Here is a 19,462-nt window from a genome sequence, read left to right as displayed (position 1 = left end):
AGGGAGCGGGCGCCGGCCCAGGGCTGGAACGTGCCGGGCTACAGGTAGTCCCGGGCCCCTCGCCGGCGGCGCGAGCGCAGGACCGCGTCGAGGGAGAACCTGGGGGTGCCCGCGAGCACCAGGGGCAGCCAGGCCATCAGATAGGCGAGGTCGTTGCCGTAGTAGTAGGGGGTGGTGGCCCAGCTGACCGTGAGCCACAGGCTGAGGGAGATCAGCGCCCCGCCGAGCGCGGCGAGCCGGCCGAACAGGCCGACGAGGACGCCGATGCCGACGGCGAGTTCTCCGAGGGCGATGGCGTAGCCGAAGCCGACCGGGTTCTTCAGGGCCAGGTCGACGAGGGCCGGGATGGCGGCGGAGTCGCGGACCGCGCGCATGGTGTCGCCGAGCGAGCCGGAGCCCGCGGCCTTCATGAAGGAGCTGTCGGTGAGTTTGTCCAGACCCGCGTAGACGAAGGTGACGCCCAGGAAGACGCGCAGCGGAAGGAGAGCATCGCGGGCGGCGGTCTCCCGCAGGCCACCGCGTCGGTCGGTGTAAGTGGTGCGCGTGTCCGTACGAACGCCGTGAGTCATCGCGATCAGCTGCCTCTCACCGGGACGTGGTCCAGACTTCAACAGACCATACGTACGTAAGAAAGCAGTCGCTCAACCCTGGGGGACCGTTTTTTCCGGCTTACGCGTGGCTTGGGCCCGCTGAGTCACGGACACCCCGGGTGTCCCCTCCGGGCGGTGTCATTCGGTGACATCGATGGCGTACCGGTTGGTCTCGACGCCGGCGGCGGTGACCACCTGGACGTCCACGCGGCCCGGTTCCACGTCCGCGGGCACGGGCACGGTGAGGACGCAGTCCGCGGGGTTGCTGAAGCCGCCCGCGACCGGGACCAGGGGCACGTGGACGTTGACCGCGCCGATGCGGACCACCATCCGCGACAGCCGGTCGGCGTCCTGGGCTCCGGGCGGGACGAAGCCGGCGCCGCGGATCTCGATGTCGTCGCCGGTGCGGACCGGCGCGTCCAGGTCGCCGGCCTCCCGGGCCCGGACCACCGAGAGGATCACCGGGCGGCCGCCCTCGGCGTACTTGCCGGCCAGGTAGGTCGCCGCCGAGACCAGCGCGAGGACGGCCAGTCCCCAGGGCAGGTCGGGGAGCTGGCCGGGGCGCCGGGCCAGCCGCACCGCCGCGAACACCAGGGCCACGGCGCTGATCACGACGTACTGGATGTCGGCGAAGGAGCCGCGTCCCGCGTCGTCGGTCAGCAGGTCGGCGGCGCGCGGCCGGTACGCCCGCACCTTCTGCAGCCGCTGGCCGAGCACGCGCAGCGCGACCACGCGCCGTACCAGGACCGCGATGCCGCAGACCACGGCGAGCACGGTCACCACGCCGGCGCCGCGGGCGAGGCCGAGCCCGTCGATCAGCGCGTCGCGCTCGGTGTGGTCGGAGGCCAGGGCGAGGCGGCCCGCGAGGACCAGCACCGCGTAGGCCACGAAGAGGACCCAGGCGGCGGCGACGGCACGCGAGGTGGACAGCCGGTTGTCCTCGCCGATGACGGGGGCCAGGGCGCCGCCGCGCGCCCGGTGGAACCACGAGGCGGCGGTGAGCGCCCCGCCCACCACGAGCGCCGCGAGCAGTCCCGCGGTGCGGGCGGCGGTCCAGCCCGCGCCGACGGCGGTCAGCGCCTGCACGAGGAGCAGTACGACGACCGCCGCGCCCACCGCGCCGACCGTGCGGCGCCACAACCGGGCGAGCCACGCCTCGCCCTCGGCACGCCCGCGTTCGGCGACGAGTCCGGCGGACTGGGTCAGTTCCTCCGAGACCCACTGCCGGGAGGCGGACGCCGAGTGGGCGACGGCCGCCGGAAGGCCCTGGCCGGCGGCGAACCCGTCCCGTTTGAGGAGGAATTCGGCGACTGCGCGCCGGTGCCCCGTGCGCGCCCCGTGCGGGCAGTCCCCGCAGGCGCAGCCGCCCGAGTGGGCACCCGTGCCCGCGCCGTCTCTCGCTTCCTGCACCGCCACGCCCGATGCCCGCCTTCCCCACGGATTCCGCAGCAGTTCTGCGGACAACACCCCCGCACCGACAGCGAATTGTGCCCTACGCCACCCCTCCCCCGTCGGCCCGGCCCGGTCAGCGCGGGTGAAGCCCCGGCCGCCGTGTTGACCCGGCTGGGAGAATCTGCCCATGGCCGAGATCATCCAGCGGGACGGGACCTGGGCCTTCGACGGCAGCACCGTCAGGATCACGCCGGGGCTGCACCGGTCCGTGCCGCTGTTCCGGCAGACCTACGGGGAGATCGCGGTGCCGCTCCAGGCGGTGGCGGGCGTCGTCCACGAACCCGAGCGCAGGCGGGGCCGGCTGCGGATGCGGCTGCGCGAGGGCGCCGACCCCCTCCTCCAGGCGACCGGCGGCCGGCTGCCGGAGGCGGCCGATCCGTACCGGCTGCTGGTGGAGCCCGACCGGTCGGGGGTCGCGGAGTACGTGGCCGAGGAGATCCGCCGGGCGCTGCTCCTGGACCAGGTGCCCAAGGGGCCGGTGACGTCGTATCTGCTGACGGGGCCGCCGGTGCCGGTGTCGGTGCGTTCCTCCGACGGCACGGTCTCCTTCGACGGCACCCGGGTCCGTGTCGACTGGGCCGACACCTCCGACCGGGTCAAGCGGGCGACCGGCCCGCGCGTGATCGCCCTGGAAGACCTGGTCCAGGTGGAGTGGCTGCCCAACTCGGGCCACGAGGACGGCTTCCTGCGGTTCGTGACCCGCGAGACGGCCTTCTCGAAGCTGCCGCCGGAGAAGGACCCGTACGCCCTCGATCTGTGGGGCAGCGCCCGCCGGGACCTGCTCACCGCGCTGGTGGCCACCGCGGTCACCGCGCGGCTGCCCCACCCCTCCACCCGTGCGGGCGCCCGGTCCGCCGACCGCCGGGAGGCCACCGCCGGGCCGCCGCCCGCCGGCCACCACGACGTGCTGCTGCGGCGGCTGCGGGAGCTCGGCGAGCTGCACCGGGCGGGGGTGCTCACGGACGAGGAGTTCGCGCGGGCCAAGGCGGCCGTGCTGCGCGGCTTCTGACCAAGGGGCGTGCCGCATCGCCGGACGGGCCGGCCCAGCGGCCACCGGACGAGCCGGCCCAGCGGCCACCGGACGAGCCGGCTCAGCGGCCACCGGACGGGCCGGCTCAGCGGCCGCCGGGCGGGGTCAGCTCAGCAGGTCGGGTTCGCCGCGGGTGATGTCCTGCCACAGGGGCTGGTAGTTGATCCACGCCACCAGGTCGCCGCCGAGCTGCTCGCGGGTGGCCACCGCCAGTTTGTGGTCGATCAGCACCGGGCGGCCGGCCGCGCGGGCGGTCAGCTGCACCTGGGCGGAGCGTTCCATGGACAGGAACCACCAGGCGGCCGCGTCGACCGAGTCGCCGACGGTGAGCAGGCCGTGGTTGCGCAGGACGAGCGCCTTGCGGGATCCGAGCGCGGCGGCGATCCGGCGGCCCTCCTCCGCGTCGACGGCCACGCCGGTGTAGGCGTCGTAGAGGGCGTGGTCCTCGTAGAAGGCGCAGCTCTCCTGGGTGATGGGGTCCAGGAGTTCACCGAGTGCGGCCAGGGCGCGGCCGTGGACGGAGTGGCAGTGGGCGACGGCGACGACGTCCGGGCGGGCGGCGTGCACCTGGGAGTGCACGGTGAACGCGGCCTGGTTGACGTGGTAGCGGCCCTCGACGACCTGGCCGTCCTGGTTGGCGAGGACGAGGTCGCTCACGGTGACGTGCTTGAAGGGGATGCCGAAGGGGTTGACCCAGAAGCAGTCGCTGAACTCGGGGTCGCGGGCGGTGATGTGCCCGGAGACGCCGTCCTCGAAGCCGGACCGGCCGAAGATCCGCAGCGCGCCCGCGAGCCGCTCCTTGCGGTGCCGGCGCTCCTCCTCGACCGACTCGTGCATCGGCGGCATCGCGAAGCGCAGCTTCTCGGTGGGCAGGGGCTGGGGCGGAGTGGGGCCGTGCATGGGTCCGTGGGTCCTCCGGCGCGGGATCGGGGTACGGCCGGAAGTTACCCCCGGTCAGCGCAAAAGGGCAGTGGTCTTGAGCAAAGATGACGTACGCGGTGAATACACGACAGTGGTTGTCCGGTTTCCCCGTGAGACTGGCCCGTATGAGCACCCGTATCAACTGGGCATCCTTCGCCGCCGACGCACCCGGTCTGGCGGCCACCGTCGAGCGGCGCTTCGGCGCCTTCCGCCACCACGTACTCGCCACCCTCCGCAAGGACGGCTCGCCGCGCCTGTCCGGCCTCGAGGCCGACTTCCGCGACGGCGAGCTCTGGTTCGGGATGATGGAGAACTCGCGCAAAGCCCTCGACCTGCTCCGCGACCCGCGCTTCTCGCTCCACGCGAACCCGGGCGAGGGGACGGGCATGGGCGGCGGTGACGTGCGGATCAGCGGGCTGGCGCACGAGGTGCGGGACGCGAGGAAGGGCTGGTACGTCGAAGAGGTGGAACCGCCGCAGCCGTTCCACCTCTTCCGCACCGAGCTGACCGAGGTCGTGCGGACCTTCGTCGAGGACGACACCTTTCTGGTCGTCCAGGTCTGGAAGCCCGGTGAGCCCCTGCGCACGGTGAAGCGCAAGTAGCGACGCTCAGGCCGCCCCGGTCACTCCCACTCGATGGTGCCCGGCGGCTTGGAGGTCACGTCCAGCACCACGCGGTTGACGTCCCGCACCTCGTTGGTGATCCGGGTGGAGATCTTCGCCAGCACCTCGTAGGGCAGCCGGGACCAGTCGGCGGTCATGGCGTCCTCGGAGGAGACCGGGCGCAGCACGATCGGGTGGCCGTAGGTGCGGCCGTCGCCCTGGACGCCGACGCTGCGGACGTCCGCGAGGAGGACCACCGGGCACTGCCAGATCTGCCGGTCGAGGCCGGCCGCGGTCAGCTCCTCGCGGGCGATGGCGTCGGCCTCGCGCAGCAGGTCCAGGCGCTCCCTGGTGACCTCGCCGACGATGCGGATGCCGAGGCCGGGGCCGGGGAAGGGCTGGCGCTGGACGATCTCCTCGGGCAGGCCGAGCTCCTGTCCGACCATGCGGACCTCGTCCTTGAACAGCTTGCGCAGCGGCTCGATCAGCTTGAACTCGAGGTCCTCGGGCAGCCCGCCCACGTTGTGGTGCGACTTGATGTTGGCGGTGCCGGTGCCGCCGCCGGACTCGACCACGTCCGGGTAGAGGGTGCCCTGGACGAGGAACTCCACGGCCGGGCCCTCGTCCGCGATGATCTCCGCCTGGGCCTGCTCGAAGACGCGGATGAACTCGCGGCCGATGATCTTCCGCTTCTCCTCCGGGTCCGAGACGCCCTTGAGCGCGGTGAGGAAGCGCTCGCTCGCGTCCACGACCTTCAGCTGGACGCCGGTCGCCGCCACGAAGTCCTTCTCGACCTGCTCGGTCTCGCCCTTGCGCATCAGGCCGTGGTCGACGTAGACGCAGGTCAGCTGGGAGCCGATGGCCTTCTGCACCAGGGCGGCGGCGACGGCGGAGTCCACGCCGCCGGACAGGCCGCAGATCGCGCGCTTGTCGCCGACCAGCTCGCGGATGGCGGCGACCTGCTCGTCGATCACGTTGCCCGTGGTCCAGTCGGGCTCCAGGCCCGCGCCCCGGTAGAGGAAGTGCTCCAGCACCTGCTGGCCGTGCGTGGAGTGCATGACCTCGGGGTGGTACTGGACGCCGTAGAGCTTCTTCTCGTCGTTCTCGAAGGCGGCGACCGGGACGACGTCCGTGGAGGCCGTGACGGTGAAGCCCTCGGGGGCGGCGGAGCAGGCGTCGCCGTGGGACATCCACACCGACTGCTCGGCCGGGGTGCCCTCGAAGAGGGTGGAGGACGCCTTGCTGACGTGCAGCGGCGTGCCGCCGTACTCACGGGCGCCGCTGTTGTCGACGGTGCCGCCGAGGACCTGGGCCATCAGCTGGAAGCCGTAGCACATGCCGAAGACGGGGACGCCGGACTCGAAGATCTCGCGGTCCAGGCGGGGGGCGCCCTCCTCGTAGACCGAGGACGGGCCGCCGGAGAGGATGATCGCCGCCGGGTTCCTGGCGAGCATCTCGGCGACCGGCATGGTGCTCGGCACGATCTCGCTGTAGACCCGGGCCTCGCGGACGCGACGGGCGATGAGCTGGGCGTACTGCGCGCCGAAGTCGACGACCAGGACGGTGTCGGGGGCTGCGGGGTTCGCTGATGACACGGGTTGCCTTCCGGCGGTGAGCGAGGGCTGTGTGCCCCCGAGTCTACCGGCCCGGCCGGAGGCGCTCCGGTGCGAGAGCGGTCCGGTCCCGGCCCGGGCCCGCGACGGCTGTGCGGCCCCCGCGGTCTCAGGATGCGAACCGCGGCTTGGAACGCCGGCTGGCGGCGCGGCATACTGGGGCCATGCTCACGCACGCGTCCTTCCTCTTTACCTATGGCGACCGGCCCGCCGGCTGCCATGGTCGTGCTGCTTGAGCAACTGACAAGCGACTTCCCAGGCGCCCCGGGCCGACAAGGCCCGGGGCGCCTGCCGTTCTCCGGGTCCTGCCGTTCCGGGACGCCCCGTCCGACGAGGAGCCCCGTATGACCGCCACCGACATCACCGGCGCCCGCACCCCCGAGGCCGCCGGCGTGATCGCCGGCGCACGTGAGCGCATCGACGCGCTCGACGACCGGATCATCGGCCTGATCCAGGAGCGCGTGGCCGTCTCCGCCGTCGTCCAGGAGGCGCGGATCGCCTCCGGCGGACGGCGGGTGAACCTCTCCCGTGAGATGGAGATCCTCGGCCGCTACAGCGAGGCGCTCGGCAGGCCGGGTACGCCCCTGGCGATGACGCTGCTCGAGCTGTGCCGGGGTCGCATCTGAGTTCGGGCGGCCTCTCACCCGTACGGCACGTGACCGCCGGGCGGGCCGGTTCGTTGGTCGGGGTGTCCGTGCCAGCCAGGGGCGGGCCCGCAAGAACCACGCGTGGCTCTCCGGGGCGATGAGGCGTTGCGGATCGTGCCGTGCGCCGTGGGACCTCGCCCCGGGGAAGTGACCGGACGGCAGGGGACAGCAGCCCGGTCACCCAACTGACGGCCGGCTCCGGGGACGCCCGGGGCCGGCCGGCGGAAGAAGCACCCCCCTCAGGGAAGACAGCGGCAGGCGGCGCGACCCCCCGGCGCCGCTCACCGGGCACCGGTGCGGCCCTGACGCCGGTGCCGACCGACGCGAGGGCCCCGCGGCCCAGGCCCCGCGGGGCCCTCCGCGCGTCCGGACCGAGCCGCCGTACCTGCCCGCCGTGCCGGCCCTCGCGAGCCCCTGCCGGAATGTGACTCAGGCCACACCCGATTCGCCGTCTTGCGGCACAACCATTCACAGCCGGGAAGGGTCACATCAGCAACAAGGAGGACCTGCGTCAGGAGGGGGACGCAGGTCCTCTCTTTTTTCTCCGCCGCTCTCCCCGCCCGGCCGCTACTTCTTCGGCGGCACCGCCGGCATGCCGAGGAACGGCAGCCGCAGCGCGCCGAAGGCCTCGGCCGGGACCACCGGATGGCGCGGCTCCACCGGCTTCAGGCGCTCGTAGGCCGCCCCCTGCCTCGGCCGCGGGTCGCTCTCGCCCTTGTTGGGCCAGTACGACATCGCCCGCTCGGCCTGCGCCGTGATCGTCAGCGACGGGTTGACCCCCAGGTTCGCCGAGACCGCGGCGCCGTCGACGACCGAGATGCCCGGGTGCCCGTGGAGGCGGTGGTAGGGGTCGATGACGCCCGTCTCGCTGGAGGCGCCGATCGGGCAGCCGCCGAGGAAGTGCGCGGTGAGCGGGGTGCCCATCAGCTCGCCCACGTTGGAGCCGGCGAAGCCGTTGATCTCGGCGGCGAGCGCGGTGGCGCCCTCGGTGGCGGCCCTGATCTGCTTGGGGTTGGGCGAGCCGTGGCCCTGGCGCGCGGTGAGCAGGCCCTTGCCGACGCCGTCCGGCTTCAGGTACGTGGTCAGGGAGTTGTCCAGGGACTGCATGACCAGGCCGATGATCGTGCGCTCCGACCAGCGGCGGTTGGACAGGGAGCGCAGCACCAGCAGGGGGTGGCGGGCGGCGTTCGCCACCCAGGCGGCGACCCTCGACCCGCCGTCCGCGTAGGGGACTTGCAGGATCGACAGCCCGCCCATCGAGTTGGAGCCCTTGCCGTAGCGGACCGGCTCGATGTGGGTGTTCTCGTCGGGGTGGACGGAGGACGTGATGGCGACTCCGCGCGTGAAGTCGGCCCTCGCCTCGCCGGTCGCCTTGCGGTAGCGCCGGTTGTCGGTCTGGGCGCCCACCAGCGCCTCGGAGTTGGTGCGGGTCAGCTCGCCCAGCCGGGGCGAGAGGTGGGGCAGCCTGCCGGTCGCCTTCATGCGGTGCAGCAGGGTCTGGGTGCCGTAGGTGCCGGCGGCGAGGACGACGCGGCGGGCCGTGAAGAGGCGGCCGGCGCCCTTCTTCTTGTTGTCGGTGGGCAGCGTGGCCACCGCGTAGCCGCCGCGCGAGTCGTCGGTGACGGAGACGACCGTGGTCATGGGGTGCACGACCGCGCCCGCCTTCTCGGCGAGGTACAGGTAGTTCTCGTTGAGCGTGTTCTTCGCGCCGTGCCGGCAGCCGGTCATGCACTCGCCGCACTCGGTGCACGCCTTGCGGTCCGGTCCCACTCCGCCGAAGTAGGGGTCGGCGACCTGTTCGCCGGGGGCCGCCCTCGTCGTGCCGTCCGCGTCCTCGCCGTCCCCGAAGAACACCCCGACCGGCGCCATGTGGAAGGTGTCGCCCACGCCCATCCGCTCGGCCGCCGCCTTCAGGTGCACGTCGGACGGCGTCATCGTCGGGTTGAGCCGCACGCCGAGCATGCGCCTGGCCTGGTCGTAGTACGGGCTCAGCTCCTCCTGCCAGTCGGTGATGTCCCGCCACTGGGGGTCGTCGAAGAAGGCCTTCGGCGGTACGTAGAGGGTGTTGGCGTAGTTGAGCGAGCCGCCGCCGACGCCCGCGCCGGCCAGGACCATGACGTTGCCCAGCAGGTGGATGCGCTGGATGCCGTACATGCCGAGCTTCGGGGCCCACAGGTAGTTCCTGAGGTCCCAGGAGTTCTTCGGCAGGGTCTCGCGGGTGAAGCGGCGGCCCGCCTCCAGTACGCCGACGCGGTAGCCCTTCTCGGTCAGGCGGAGCGCGGAGACGGACCCGCCGAACCCCGACCCCACGACGATGACGTCGTAGTCGTACCCGTCCTCGTCGTACCCGTCGTCGTTCCCGTCCTGGTCCCGGGTCTGGACGGAGTTCTCCTGCGACACGTGCTCTCCTCTTCGAGAACGGAGGGGTGGCTTGGGCTGACGGGGGGGGGTGGCTTGGGCTGACGGAGGGGCGGCTGGGGCTGACGGAGGGGCGGCTTGGGCTAACGGAAGCGGAACGCCTTCATCAGCTTCAGGCTGCGGCTCATGAAGGCCGCGTACTTCTCGTCGTCCATCCCGAGCGACGGCGCCATGGGCAGCAGCCGCTGATGGGCGACGGTCTGGGCCTCGGTGTACTTGAGGATGCCCTCGGAGCCGTGCCGGCGGCCGAGGCCCGAGTCCTTCATCCCGCCCATCGGGGACTGGACGCTGCCGTAGGCGGGGGCGTACCCCTCGTTGATGTTGACCGTGCCGGTGCGCAGCCGGGCGGCGATCTCGCGGCCGCGCCGGGCGTCCTTGGTCCACACCGAGGAGTTCAGGCCGTACGGCGTGGAGTTGGCGCGCTCGACGGCCTCGTCGTCGGTGGCGAAGCGGTAGACGGAGACGACCGGACCGAAGGTCTCCTCGGTGCACACCGACATGGGCGCCTCGACGCCGTCGAGGATCGTCGGCTCGAAGAAGTACGGCCCGGCGTCCGGACGGGCGACACCTCCGGCCACCACCTTGGCGCCCTTGGCGACCGCCTCCTCCACGTGCCGGGTGACGGTCTTCAGCTGGCGTTCGCCGACGAGCGAGCCCATGTCGGCGCCGTAGGCGAGGGCGGTGCCCAGGCGCATGGCCCTGGTGCGGGCGGCGAAGCGCTCGAGGAAGGCGTCCGCGACCGCCTCGTGGACGTAGAGCCGCTCGATGGAGATGCACAGCTGGCCGGCGGAGGAGAAGCAGGCGCGGACCGCGCCCGCCGCCGCCTTGTCGAGGTCGGCGTCCTCCAGGACCAGCATGGCGTTCTTGCCGCCGAGTTCGAGGGAGACGCCGACCAGCCGGGCGGCCGCGCCCTGGGCGACCTCGCGGCCGGTGCGGGTGGAGCCGGTGAAGGAGACGTAGTCGGCGTGCTTGACGACCTCGGGGCCGACGACCGGGCCGTCGCCGATGACGACCTGGAAGACCTCGGCGGGCAGCCCGGCCTCGATCAGCAGGTCGCGCGCCCACAGCGCGGTCAGGCAGGTCTCGGTGTCCGGCTTCATCACGACCGCGTTGCCCGCGACGAAGGCGGGCAGCGCGTCGCCGACGGACAGCTCCAGCGGGTAGTTCCAGGGCGCGATCTGGCCGACGACACCGCGCGGGTGGCGCAGTTCGGTGACCCGGGTCAGGGTCGGCATCGCGCCGGCGTGCCGCTTGGGCCGCAGGTAGGCGGCGGCGCGGCGGCCGTAGTGGCGGGCGGCGACCGCGACGGCCTGCACCTCCTCGTGCGCGTGCAGCCGGGCCTTGCCGGTCTCCAGCTGGATCAGGTCCAGCACCTCGGCCTGGCGCTCCAGCACCAGGTCGTGGAAGCGCAGCAGGACCGCGGCGCGCTGCCGTACGGGAACCTGCGCCCACACGGCCTGGGCGGCGCGGGCCCGTTCGAAGGCCAGGGCCACGTCCTCGGGCGTGGACTCGGGCAGGTCGGCGAGCTTCTCGCCGGTGAACGGCGTGTGGTTGGCGGTCCGGCCGGAGCCGACGACGTCCTTGGTGAGCCGGGCGACCAGCTGGGGGGTCACCACGTCGGCGGCGGTGCGGGCGCCCGCGGGGGCGGGAGCCAGGGGATTCGTGCCGGTCTTGGCCGGGGCATCGGCGTCCGTCATGAGGCGCAGGGTATGCCGCGCCGGGGCCTTTGTGTACCCGTCGGTAACGGGGATTCACCGAGTATCCACACGGCGCCAGTGATCACTGGCAACGAATGCCCTGATCAGGGCGTTGTGGAAGCCGGCAACCGCGCCGCCGGGAAGCTCGCCGGCGCTACGGCTTGTCCGGGTCCCAGTTGGCGATCGCCGTGCGGGCCACCTCGCGTCCGCGCGCCACGAAGTCGCCCTTGGCGGGGTAGCCGACGGTGAGCTTGTACATGTCGCCGCCGGTCGTCTTGTAGTAGAAGATCCGCAGCTCGCGCGGCAGCGGGTACCGGCTGTCGTTGGTGGTGTAGGTGACGGTGTTCTCGGCGGCCTTCCTGCCGTGGAAGGTGGCCTCCAGGGGCTGCGTCCTCGGACCGGCCGGCATGCCGAGACCGTAGTCGCCGGACTGCTTGAAGGTGCCGTTGTCCGCGTACATCTGCGCGGCCGCGCTGTCCTGGATGGAGTGACCGGTGTCCTCGGACCCGCGCACCAGGTTCAGCCCGACCGAGATGCTCCCGCTCCAGTCGCTGTAGGACACCCAGTGGCCCTTGTCCGTCTTCCGGTCGGGGTAGGAGGGCTGGTAGCCGTCGGGCACCGCGAGCGTCGCGGCCACGTCCGCTTCGTGGTGGGTGCGCCAGCCGTCGGGCAGCGGGCCCGCGAAGGGGTGCGCGACCAGGACGTACGCCGTCACCGCCGCCGCGACCACGGCCGCGCCGAGCCCGGTCCAGGTACGGCGCCCGGGCCGGAAGCCGCGGCGCTCCTCGCCCGTGTACCGCACGACCTCGGTGGGCGCGGGGGCGGGCGGGGCCGCGGCCGCCTCCAGCAGGGCGCGGACCCGGGCCGCGTCCGGGCGGTGCGCCGGGTCCTTGTGCAGCAGGCCGGTGATCACCTCGGCGAGCGGGCCGGAGGCTGCCGCCGGCGGGGCGGGGACGGCGTTGAGGACCGACTGGAGGGTGGCCGGGGTGTTGCTGCGGCGGAACGGGGACACGCCCTCGGTGGCCGCGTACAGGACCACGCCGAGGGACCAGAGATCGCTCGCCGGTCCGGGGCGCTGCCCGAGCACCCGCTCCGGGGCGATGTACTCGGGCGAGCCGACGAAGCCGCCGGTGTCGGTCAGGCTGGTCTCGCCCTCGATCCAGGCGATGCCGAAGTCGGTGAGGACGGTCCGGTCGTGCCGGCCGAGCAGGATGTTGTCCGGCTTGACGTCGCGGTGCAGGATGCCCGCCCCGTGCGCGGCCTCCAGCGCGCCGAGCACCTCCAGGCCGACCCGGGCCGCCTCGCGCGCGTCCAGCCTGCCCTCCAGCAGGACCGCGCCCAGCGAGCGGCCCCGCACCAGCTCCATCACGATCCACGGCTGTCCGTCGACCACGGCCACGTCGTGCACGCCGACGACCGCCGGGTGGTCGAGCCGGGCCGCGGCGCGCGCCTCGCGGCGCATCCGCTCGAAGGCGTTGGCCCGTTCCCGCTCGGGAAGGTGGTCGGGGACGCGGGGCTCCTTGACGGCGACCTCACGCTCCATGGCCTCGTCCCGCGCCCGCCAGACGGTTCCCATGCCGCCGTGCCCGAGCTTCTCCAGCAGCCGGTAGCGCCCGGCGATCAGCCGCCCGGCCCCGGGGTCGCCGGATCTCTGCGCGGGCGGCGACGAGGGCGCTGCCGCCGGGTGCGCCGACGGGACCGGGGCTGCCGGGTGCGCCGGTGAGGCCGGGGTCGCCGCGGGCGCAGGCGAGGCCGGGGGCAGCACGGGCGCCGGTGAGGCCGGGGTCGGTGTGCCCGGAGAGGCCGCGATGATCGGTGACTCCGGGGCCGGTGTGCCCGAACGCCCCGCGGACGTGCCGTAGTTGGTCTGCGGGTTCGGTGTCCGTGGCCGCGGCGCCGGCGGTTGCAGAACGAAACTCGTCGGCTCGTCGGCCTCGTTGCGGGCTCCCCCGTTGCTGCTCATGGTCCATCCATACCGCGACCGGCGCCCGCCCCTCCACCGTGTGCGCCCGGTGGTCACGAAACGGTGACCTACGTCCTACGCGGCCGCGAAGGTGTCCAGGGCCACGTCGAAGTACTCCTTGGCCTCGCGGACCTTGCCGACCGGCGCCGACACCCACACGTCGTACATCCGTCCGTCCTGGTCCCAGCACAGGTCGTAGGTGTGCCGGGGCCCCTCCGCCGCGCTGTAGCCGTTCCAGCTGAACTCCCAGAGGGCGGCGGGGTGTCCGCCGTGCGTGGCGGAGGTGACCCGGCCGTCGTGGTAACCGGGGTTGGTGTCCGGGCCGGCCGCGTCCGCGCGGCGCATCACCCCGAGCGGTCCGCCCGCTCCCGGTTCGGCGATCTTGATGCCGAGGCGGAAGGTCTCCCCCGGGGACAGGTAGAAGATCCGCTCCCCCTGCGGGCTGCGGGTGAAGCCGTCCGGCACCGCCACCGAGAAGCCGGCCGGGTCCCGCACCAGGTGGTAGCCGGAGGGAGCGGTGGGACCGGGTCCCGAGGAGGAGGACGAGGACGCGGGCGCCGCGGCCCGCGAGGCGGACGACGCGGAGGGCGAGTGCGGGGCCGGCGAGGAGGCGGACCGGGAGGCGGCCGTACCGCCCGGGCTGTGCACGCCGGTCCCCGCCGGCGAACTCGTCGGCGCCGGGCCCCCGTTGCCGTCCCCCTGCATCAGCAGCGCCGCCGCCGACACGCCCGCCCCGGCCATCGCCGCCACCAGCAGCGCCGCGACCAGCACGCCCCGGGTCGAGGTCCGGGCCGGAGCCCCGGGTTCCGGGCCGTCGGGTGTCGCCCGCGGTGCGGTCGCCGCCGGGGCCGCCGGACGCGGCACGTCGCGCTGGGTCTGCGTGTAGCGGGCGGGCGGCTGCGGGGTGCGCCCCGACTCCAGGAAGGCGCCCAGCATCCGCTCCGCCTCGGCCGCCGTCAGCCGCCGCTGCGGATCGCGCTGCAGCAGCCCCCGTACGACCGGCAGGACCGGCCCCGCCTGCGCGGGTGGCCGGATCTCGTCGACGACGACCGCGTGCAGGATGCCGCCCAGCGAGTCGCGCCGGAAGGGCGAGGCGCCGCTCAGCGCCGTGCACAGCAGGGCGCCCAGCGACCACAGGTCCGACTCCGGTCCCGTCCGGGTGCCGGACATCCGCTCGGGCGCGGTGTACTCGGGCGAGCCCACGAAGGATCCGGTCTCGGTGAGGGTGGTGGCGCCCGCGACCTGCGCGATGCCGAAGTCGGTGAGGACCACGCGGTCGGTGCCGGACTCCATCAGGACGTTCGCCGGTTTGATGTCGCGGTGCAGCACCCCGGCCGCGTGCGCCGTGCGCAGGGCGCTGAGCAGGGCGACGCCGATGCGGGCCGCCTCGGCCACGTCCACCGGGCCGTGCGCGGCGATCCGGTCGGCGAGGGAGCCGCCATCGATCAACTCCATGACGATGTAGGGGCGTTCGTCGTCCTCCACCACGTCGTGGACGACGATGATGTGCGGGTGCCGCAGCTGGGCGACCGCCCGGGCCTCACGCAGCGTGCGGTCGCGCTGAAGCCGGGCATCCTCGGCGGACAGCGTGTCGTCGAGCGGGAGTTCCTTGACCGCGACCCGCCGTCCGAGCAGCTGGTCGGTCGCCCGCCACACCACTCCCATGCCGCCGCGCCCGAGCCTCGCCTCCAGACGGTAACGGCCCGCGATGACACGGAAGTCGTCCCCCTCGGTCCCCATGCGTCCCATCATGCCGCATCAGGGGTCCCCCTTCCGTGGCGCCGACCGGCCAAGCCTCGGGCGCGCCGGGGGGGGACGCCGGCCGGAACCGAGCCGACCCGGGGCAGGAGGAAGGGCAAGGGGGCAGGGGCCGGCCGGGCCGGTCGTCAGTCGGAGTCCGGGCGCCAGCTCTGCAGGACCGTCCTGAACTGCTTCTCCGTGGTGGCCCAGTCCTTCGCGGGCGAGGACATGTAGATGGCGTACTCGGTGCCCTTGCGGTCGAAGTACGTCTCCTCGATCGCGTGCCGCGGCCCGGGGAAGGGCGTGTCCTTGGACAGCGCCGTCCACGTGTACTCCCACAGGGAACCGGGCCGGTCGCGGTAGGTGTTGGCCTCCAGCTTCACCCTCTTGTAGTCGACCAGCCGCTCCAACTGCTGGTCCAGGTCGAGCTGGTGGTCGTGCGCGGTGGGGAAGTCGGGCGAGTCGTCGATGGCGACGCGGATGAAGTGCCTGCCCCCGTCGGGCGAGTAGTCGACCTGGTGCAGGGCCTCGTCGGGCGACTGCCGCTTCCAGGCCCCGCCCGGCACCGCGATGCTGAAGCCGTACGCGTCGTGCCGGCGCACCCACCCGTCGGGGAGGTCGTCCGGCGTGCCGCCGCCGGAGGCGGAGGGGCTGGGCGAGTGCGAGGGCGACTCGGACGCCGATGCCGTGCCGCCGCTGTCCTGCCGCCGGCCCGCGTCCCACTTCTGGAGGGCCACGGCGGTGCCGCCGCCGATCAGGGCGGCGAGGACCACGACGAGGGCGAGGGTGCGCAGCCTGCGGCGCCTGGGCGGCGCGGCCGCCGCCGTGGCGTACCCCTGCGCGGTGCCCGTACCGGGTCCGTGTCCGTGTCCCGGTCCGTGTCCGGCCGTCGTCGGGGCGGTCATCGGGTGGTACGGCGTCGTGGCGCCCGTCTGCGCCCCGGGGTGGAGTGCCGCCGTGTGCGCGGCCGTCTCGTGCGGGTTGCCGACCGACTGCGTCGGCACGTACGCCTGCGCGGCGCTCGGCCGGCGGCCCTCCGCCGCCTCGGCGAGCATCGCCTCGGCCGCCGCCGCGTCCGGCCGCGCGGCCGGGTCCTTGCGCAGCAGCGCGGTGATGACCGGCGCGAGCGGACCGGCGTGCTGCGGGTCGCGGGGCTCCTCGTCGACGACGGCCTGCATGGTCGTCAGGGGCGAGGTGCGGCGGAACGGCGAGAGGCCCTCCACCGCCGTGTAGAGGGTGGCGCCCAGGGCCCACAGGTCGGAGGCCGGGCCCGGGTCGTGGCCGCGGACGCGCTCGGGGGCGAGGTAGTCGACCGAGCCGACGACCTCTCCGGTGCGCGTGATGGTGGTGTCGCCCTCTATCTGGGCTATGCCGAAGTCGGTGAGCAGGACCCGGCCGTCCTGGCCGAGCAGCACGTTGCCGGGCTTGACGTCGCGGTGCAGCACCCCGGCCCCGTGCGCGGCGCGCAGGGCGCGCAGCACCCACAGACCGACCCGCGCGGCCTCGCGGGGCTCCACCCGCCCCTGCTCCTTGACCTCGTCGGCCAGCGAGCGGCCCTCGACGAGCTCCATCACGATCCAGGGGCGGCCGTCGTGCTCCAGCACGTCGTGCACGGTGACGACGGCGGAGTGGTTGATCCGTGCCGCCGCGCGCGCCTCGGCGCGGGTACGCGCGAGGAGGACCGCCCGGTCGCTCTCGGAGACGTACAGCGCGGCCGTCAACTCCTTGATGGCGACCGCCCGGTGCAGCACCTCGTCGTGTGCGCGCCACACCCGGCCCATGCCACCGCTGCCGATGGCGTCGGCGAGCCGGTAGCGGCCCGCGAGGAGCAGGCCCTGCATCTGATTCACGTTTCCCCGCAATGGTCTTGACAGGGCCAGAGTAAGGACCGGTCCCCCGGCAGGGAACCAGCGGGGTGCCAAGGAAACCGCACTGTGACGGTTGTCGCCTCCTGTGACACCTGAAAAGTCCTGTGGTTCGACCCGTGCGTCAGCGCGGCGTCACCCGGTGTGCCGAGGCGCGGTGTCACCCCGTGTACTGGTAGGTCGCCGACGCCTGCTCGTACAGCTGCGTCACCCGGTCGCGCTGGGCCTCCGGGCCGCGCACCTGCACCACGTGGTAGCGCCCGTCGATGAGCACGGCCAGATTGCGTACGAACAGCTGCCGGCCGTCCGCGCCGGTCCAGGTGAACTGCCCCTCGGCCATGGTCCGTCCGCCCACCTGAATGGTCCGCAGTCCCGAGGAGGTGGCCCAGCTGGAGGAGCGGTACCCCTGCAACTCGGCCTCCTTCTCCCGCTGGTAGACCATCGGGTCGCTGCCGAAGCGCGCCACGCTGTCCCGCCCGGGCACCACGATCAGCTCGAAGTCGCCCTGGGAGTAGACCACCTGACGGTCGGCGTTGCCCGGCGTGCGGGTCCAGCCCTTGGCGACCGCGACACGGAAGCCGGCGGGGTCCTCGCGCAGGGTGAAGCCGGAGCCGGCGTCGGGGCCGCTGGTCTGCGTCTCGGGCGAACCGGAGGCCTGGGACGTGCCGTTCGTGTCCCCGCCGTTGCCGCTGCCCCGGCCCGTGCTCGTGGGCGCGGGGCTGGCCTCGCCGGCGGTTCTGGCACGGTCCGCGCCGGCCGCGCCGCCGCCCCCCGACTTCGGCATGAACAGCATCGCGTACGCGACCGCCGCCGCCAGCAGGAGCAGTATCAGCAGGAGCAGGGTCCGGCCCAGGCTGCGCGGCGAACGGGCCTGCGCCGCAGTCCGCTTGTGCCGCCCGTGGTGGGCGGGCAGCCCGGCGCGCCGCCTGCGCACCAGCTCGCCGCGACGGCGTATCACCGGCAGCCGGTTCGGGTCGGCGGGCGGGGCGGCGACGACGTGCGCGCCCGCCTCCGGCTCGGGCGCGGAGCGCACCAGCGAGCGCAGCCAGCCGCTCAGCTCCTCGAAGTCCAGCCGTTCGGTGGGGTCCTGACGCAGCAGCGACTCCACGACCGGGCGCAACGGGCCGCACTCCTCCGCGAAGGCGGGCGGCTCCGCGCAGACCATCTGCACCAGTTCGGCGGTGGACTCCTCCGGGTACGGGGCGTGCCCCTGCACGGCCTTGAAGAGCAGCGCGCCCAGCGCCCACAGGTCGGTGGCGGGGCCGATGGGCGCGGCCAGCTGCCAGTTCTCGTGCACGGGACCGGCCTGTTCGGGCGCCCACCGCTCGGTCACCGGGCCCACCACGGCCATACGGGCCTGCCGGGCGCGCTCGGCCGCCAGCGCGGTGGCCGGCCCCCGCCGCACGGGCGCACCGGCGGCGAGGTCGTCCCACCGGGCGGGCGGCGGGACGGCACCGCCGGGCTCGGAGGCGGGAAGCGCCATCCGGGCGCCCTCCTGCGCCACGGGGCCGGAAAGGGCCGTACGGCCGCCGTCCGTTGCCCCTGAACCGGGAAAGGCCGTACGACTGCCGTCCGTTGTCCCGGACCCGGGAACGGCCGCACGGCCGGCGTCCGTCGACGCGGAACCGGGAAGCGGTGTGCCGCCGGGGAGTGCGGCGCGGCCCTGCCCGCCGCCCAGCCGGCCGGGCTGCTGCGGGTCCTCGGTGCCCGGCCGGGATCCGGTGCCGTTCCACTGGGCGGGGCGGACGCCGTAGGGGTCGGCGATCCGGCCGGGTGGCGCGGTGCGGCCCCGGTCGCCGGGGCCCGTGACGGTGCCGTACGACGGCTCGGCGAGCCGGTCGGAGGGCCGCTCGCCCGTGCCGGGCTGCCGGGCGCCGGGCAGCGCGGCCCGCGCGCTCTGCTGCGCCTCCTGCACCCTGGCCGCCGCCCGCGCGCCCGCGCGATAGGCGGCGATCGCCCCGGCCCGCGCCGCCCTGACGTCCTCGCCGCTCACGGGAGCCCGCCGAGCCGGCGCACCCGCCGGACCCGGCGCACCGGCCGCGCCGCCCGGCTCGGTCCCGGGCAGGGGCAGCGCGCCCGCCGCACGGGCCTCGATCGCGGCCCGCCGCGCGGCCTCGGGGTCGGCCTCGGCCGACCCGGCGCCGAGCCCCGTGCCACCGCCCGTGCCGTTGGCGGGGGGCGGGGGCGGGACCGGCGTGCCCTCGCCGTCCTCGGCCGGGACCGGGTCGTACCCGCACAGGGCCTCCTCGGCCGCGCCGACCGCGAGGCCGGTCAGCATCACACGGCCGTCGTCGCAGACGAGGACGGTGCGCGCGGTGATGTTGCGGTGCACCCAGCCGTGGGCGTGCAGCACCCGCAGGGCCATGAGCAGGTCGGAGGCGACCTCGGCGGCCCGGTACGGCGTCAGGGGCTTCTCGGCGAGCAGGGCCGCCAGCGGGCGTGCCGCGACCAGTTCGCTGACGATCCACAGCGAACCGCCCTCCGCGAACACGTCGAAGACCTGGTCGAGGCGCGGATGGTCGGGGATCCGCGCGGCGGCCTGCGCTGCCTCGACCGCGCGCCGCACCGCCGGATCGGTGGGCCGCCGCGCCGCCGTGCGCCCCGTGAAGCCCTCGGGCAGCCCGTCCGCGTCGAGCACCTCCGCCTCGACGACCTCGGGCAACGGCACCTGCCGTACGAGGACTTCCTGGCCGCTGTAGGTGTCGAAGGCGCGGCTCTCGGTGAGTTCGTACTCGTGGGACGGGGGCAGAGGCAGGCGGTAGCGGCCGGCGAGTACCCGGCCCGCATAGTCGTCCACAGTGCCTCCCCCGGCCGCACGGTCGGTCAAATCCGTTCGCCACGCGTCCCGTTCCCGATGCTTACGGTCCGCAACCACTCACGATACGTGCCGCAGGCAACCCGCAAAGAGGGGATGACGGATTAGG

Annotated in this window: 13 protein-coding genes; 3 read left to right on the top strand and 10 right to left on the bottom strand. The window is 74.0% G+C overall.

Features of this window, described 5'->3' with window-relative positions; all coding sequences use genetic code 11:
* Window positions 1–38 precede the first annotated feature (38 nt).
* A complete protein-coding gene (locus tag IE217_RS27280) occupies window positions 39–569 on the bottom strand; it encodes a DoxX family protein (RefSeq protein WP_190180609.1) in 531 nt (176 codons plus the stop codon).
* A 159-nt stretch (window positions 570–728) separates the two neighbouring features.
* Window positions 729–2,006, bottom strand: coding sequence for a hypothetical protein (locus IE217_RS27275; RefSeq protein ID WP_190180608.1), 1,278 nt, complete (start codon window positions 2,004–2,006; stop codon window positions 729–731).
* 163 nt (window positions 2,007–2,169) lie between these two features.
* Between IE217_RS27275 and IE217_RS27270 the strand changes: the two genes are divergently transcribed.
* Window positions 2,170–3,051: a DUF4429 domain-containing protein gene (locus tag IE217_RS27270; protein WP_190180607.1), complete on the top strand. Its 882-nt coding sequence runs from the start codon at window positions 2,170–2,172 to the stop codon at window positions 3,049–3,051.
* A gap of 126 nt (window positions 3,052–3,177) precedes the next feature.
* Here IE217_RS27270 and IE217_RS27265 read toward each other — a convergent pair whose 3' ends face one another.
* Entirely contained in the window at window positions 3,178–3,972 is a 795-nt protein-coding gene (locus IE217_RS27265; RefSeq protein ID WP_190180606.1) for a class II aldolase/adducin family protein, read from the bottom strand.
* A gap of 146 nt (window positions 3,973–4,118) precedes the next feature.
* Between IE217_RS27265 and IE217_RS27260 the strand changes: the two genes are divergently transcribed.
* Window positions 4,119–4,595: a pyridoxamine 5'-phosphate oxidase family protein gene (locus tag IE217_RS27260; RefSeq protein WP_190180605.1), complete on the top strand. Its 477-nt coding sequence runs from the start codon at window positions 4,119–4,121 to the stop codon at window positions 4,593–4,595.
* Between the two features lie 20 nt (window positions 4,596–4,615).
* Here the strand turns inward: IE217_RS27260 and guaA are convergent, their stop codons facing one another.
* Complete coding sequence (gene guaA / locus IE217_RS27255; protein ID WP_190180604.1) at window positions 4,616–6,190, bottom strand: glutamine-hydrolyzing GMP synthase; 1,575 nt, start codon at window positions 6,188–6,190, stop codon at window positions 4,616–4,618.
* A 323-nt stretch (window positions 6,191–6,513) separates the two neighbouring features.
* On the opposite strand from guaA, the gene IE217_RS27250 reads away from it, so the two are divergent.
* The gene (locus IE217_RS27250; protein ID WP_268249177.1) at window positions 6,514–6,834 is read left to right on the top strand and encodes a chorismate mutase; all 321 of its coding nucleotides are present in this window, start codon (window positions 6,514–6,516) and stop codon (window positions 6,832–6,834) included.
* 588 nt (window positions 6,835–7,422) lie between these two features.
* Here IE217_RS27250 and IE217_RS27245 read toward each other — a convergent pair.
* From IE217_RS27245 to IE217_RS27220, 6 genes are all read right to left on the bottom strand, one after another.
* Window positions 7,423–9,255: a GMC oxidoreductase gene (locus IE217_RS27245; RefSeq protein WP_308432775.1), complete on the bottom strand. Its 1,833-nt coding sequence runs from the start codon at window positions 9,253–9,255 to the stop codon at window positions 7,423–7,425.
* A gap of 101 nt (window positions 9,256–9,356) precedes the next feature.
* A complete protein-coding gene (locus IE217_RS27240; RefSeq protein WP_190180602.1) occupies window positions 9,357–10,970 on the bottom strand; it encodes a succinic semialdehyde dehydrogenase in 1,614 nt (537 codons plus the stop codon).
* Window positions 10,971–11,124: 154 nt separating this feature from the next.
* Entirely contained in the window at window positions 11,125–12,933 is a 1,809-nt protein-coding gene (locus IE217_RS27235; RefSeq protein WP_190180601.1) for a serine/threonine-protein kinase, read from the bottom strand.
* A 75-nt stretch (window positions 12,934–13,008) separates the two neighbouring features.
* Window positions 13,009–14,673: a serine/threonine-protein kinase gene (locus tag IE217_RS27230; protein ID WP_190180600.1), complete on the bottom strand. Its 1,665-nt coding sequence runs from the start codon at window positions 14,671–14,673 to the stop codon at window positions 13,009–13,011.
* Between the two features lie 146 nt (window positions 14,674–14,819).
* Window positions 14,820–16,514, bottom strand: a complete 1,695-nt coding sequence (locus IE217_RS27225; protein ID WP_190180691.1) for a serine/threonine-protein kinase — start codon at window positions 16,512–16,514, stop codon at window positions 14,820–14,822.
* A 184-nt stretch (window positions 16,515–16,698) separates the two neighbouring features.
* A complete protein-coding gene (locus IE217_RS27220; protein WP_229865633.1) occupies window positions 16,699–19,335 on the bottom strand; it encodes a serine/threonine kinase C-terminal domain-containing protein in 2,637 nt (878 codons plus the stop codon).
* Window positions 19,336–19,462 lie beyond the last annotated feature (127 nt).

Source organism: Streptomyces naganishii JCM 4654 (genome assembly GCF_014650575.1).
In the GTDB taxonomy this organism is placed as follows: domain Bacteria; phylum Actinomycetota; class Actinomycetes; order Streptomycetales; family Streptomycetaceae; genus Streptomyces; species Streptomyces naganishii.
This window is presented reverse-complemented; position numbering and strand designations above follow the sequence as displayed.

What these genes read in the sequence shown, in the direction of transcription:
- IE217_RS27260 (WP_190180605.1), top strand. Translation starts at nt 4,119, where the DNA reads ATGAGCACCCGTATCAACTGGGCATCCTTCGCCGCCGACGCACCCGGT.
- IE217_RS27235 (WP_190180601.1), bottom strand. Translation starts at nt 12,933, where the DNA reads ATGAGCAGCAACGGGGGAGCCCGCAACGAGGCCGACGAGCCGACGAGT.
- IE217_RS27280 (WP_190180609.1), bottom strand. Translation starts at nt 569, where the DNA reads ATGACTCACGGCGTTCGTACGGACACGCGCACCACTTACACCGACCGA.
- IE217_RS27265 (WP_190180606.1), bottom strand. Translation starts at nt 3,972, where the DNA reads ATGCACGGCCCCACTCCGCCCCAGCCCCTGCCCACCGAGAAGCTGCGC.
- IE217_RS27225 (WP_190180691.1), bottom strand. Translation starts at nt 16,514, where the DNA reads ATGCAGGGCCTGCTCCTCGCGGGCCGCTACCGGCTCGCCGACGCCATC.
- IE217_RS27230 (WP_190180600.1), bottom strand. Translation starts at nt 14,673, where the DNA reads ATGGGGACCGAGGGGGACGACTTCCGTGTCATCGCGGGCCGTTACCGT.
- IE217_RS27240 (WP_190180602.1), bottom strand. Translation starts at nt 10,970, where the DNA reads ATGACGGACGCCGATGCCCCGGCCAAGACCGGCACGAATCCCCTGGCT.
- IE217_RS27270 (WP_190180607.1), top strand. Translation starts at nt 2,170, where the DNA reads ATGGCCGAGATCATCCAGCGGGACGGGACCTGGGCCTTCGACGGCAGC.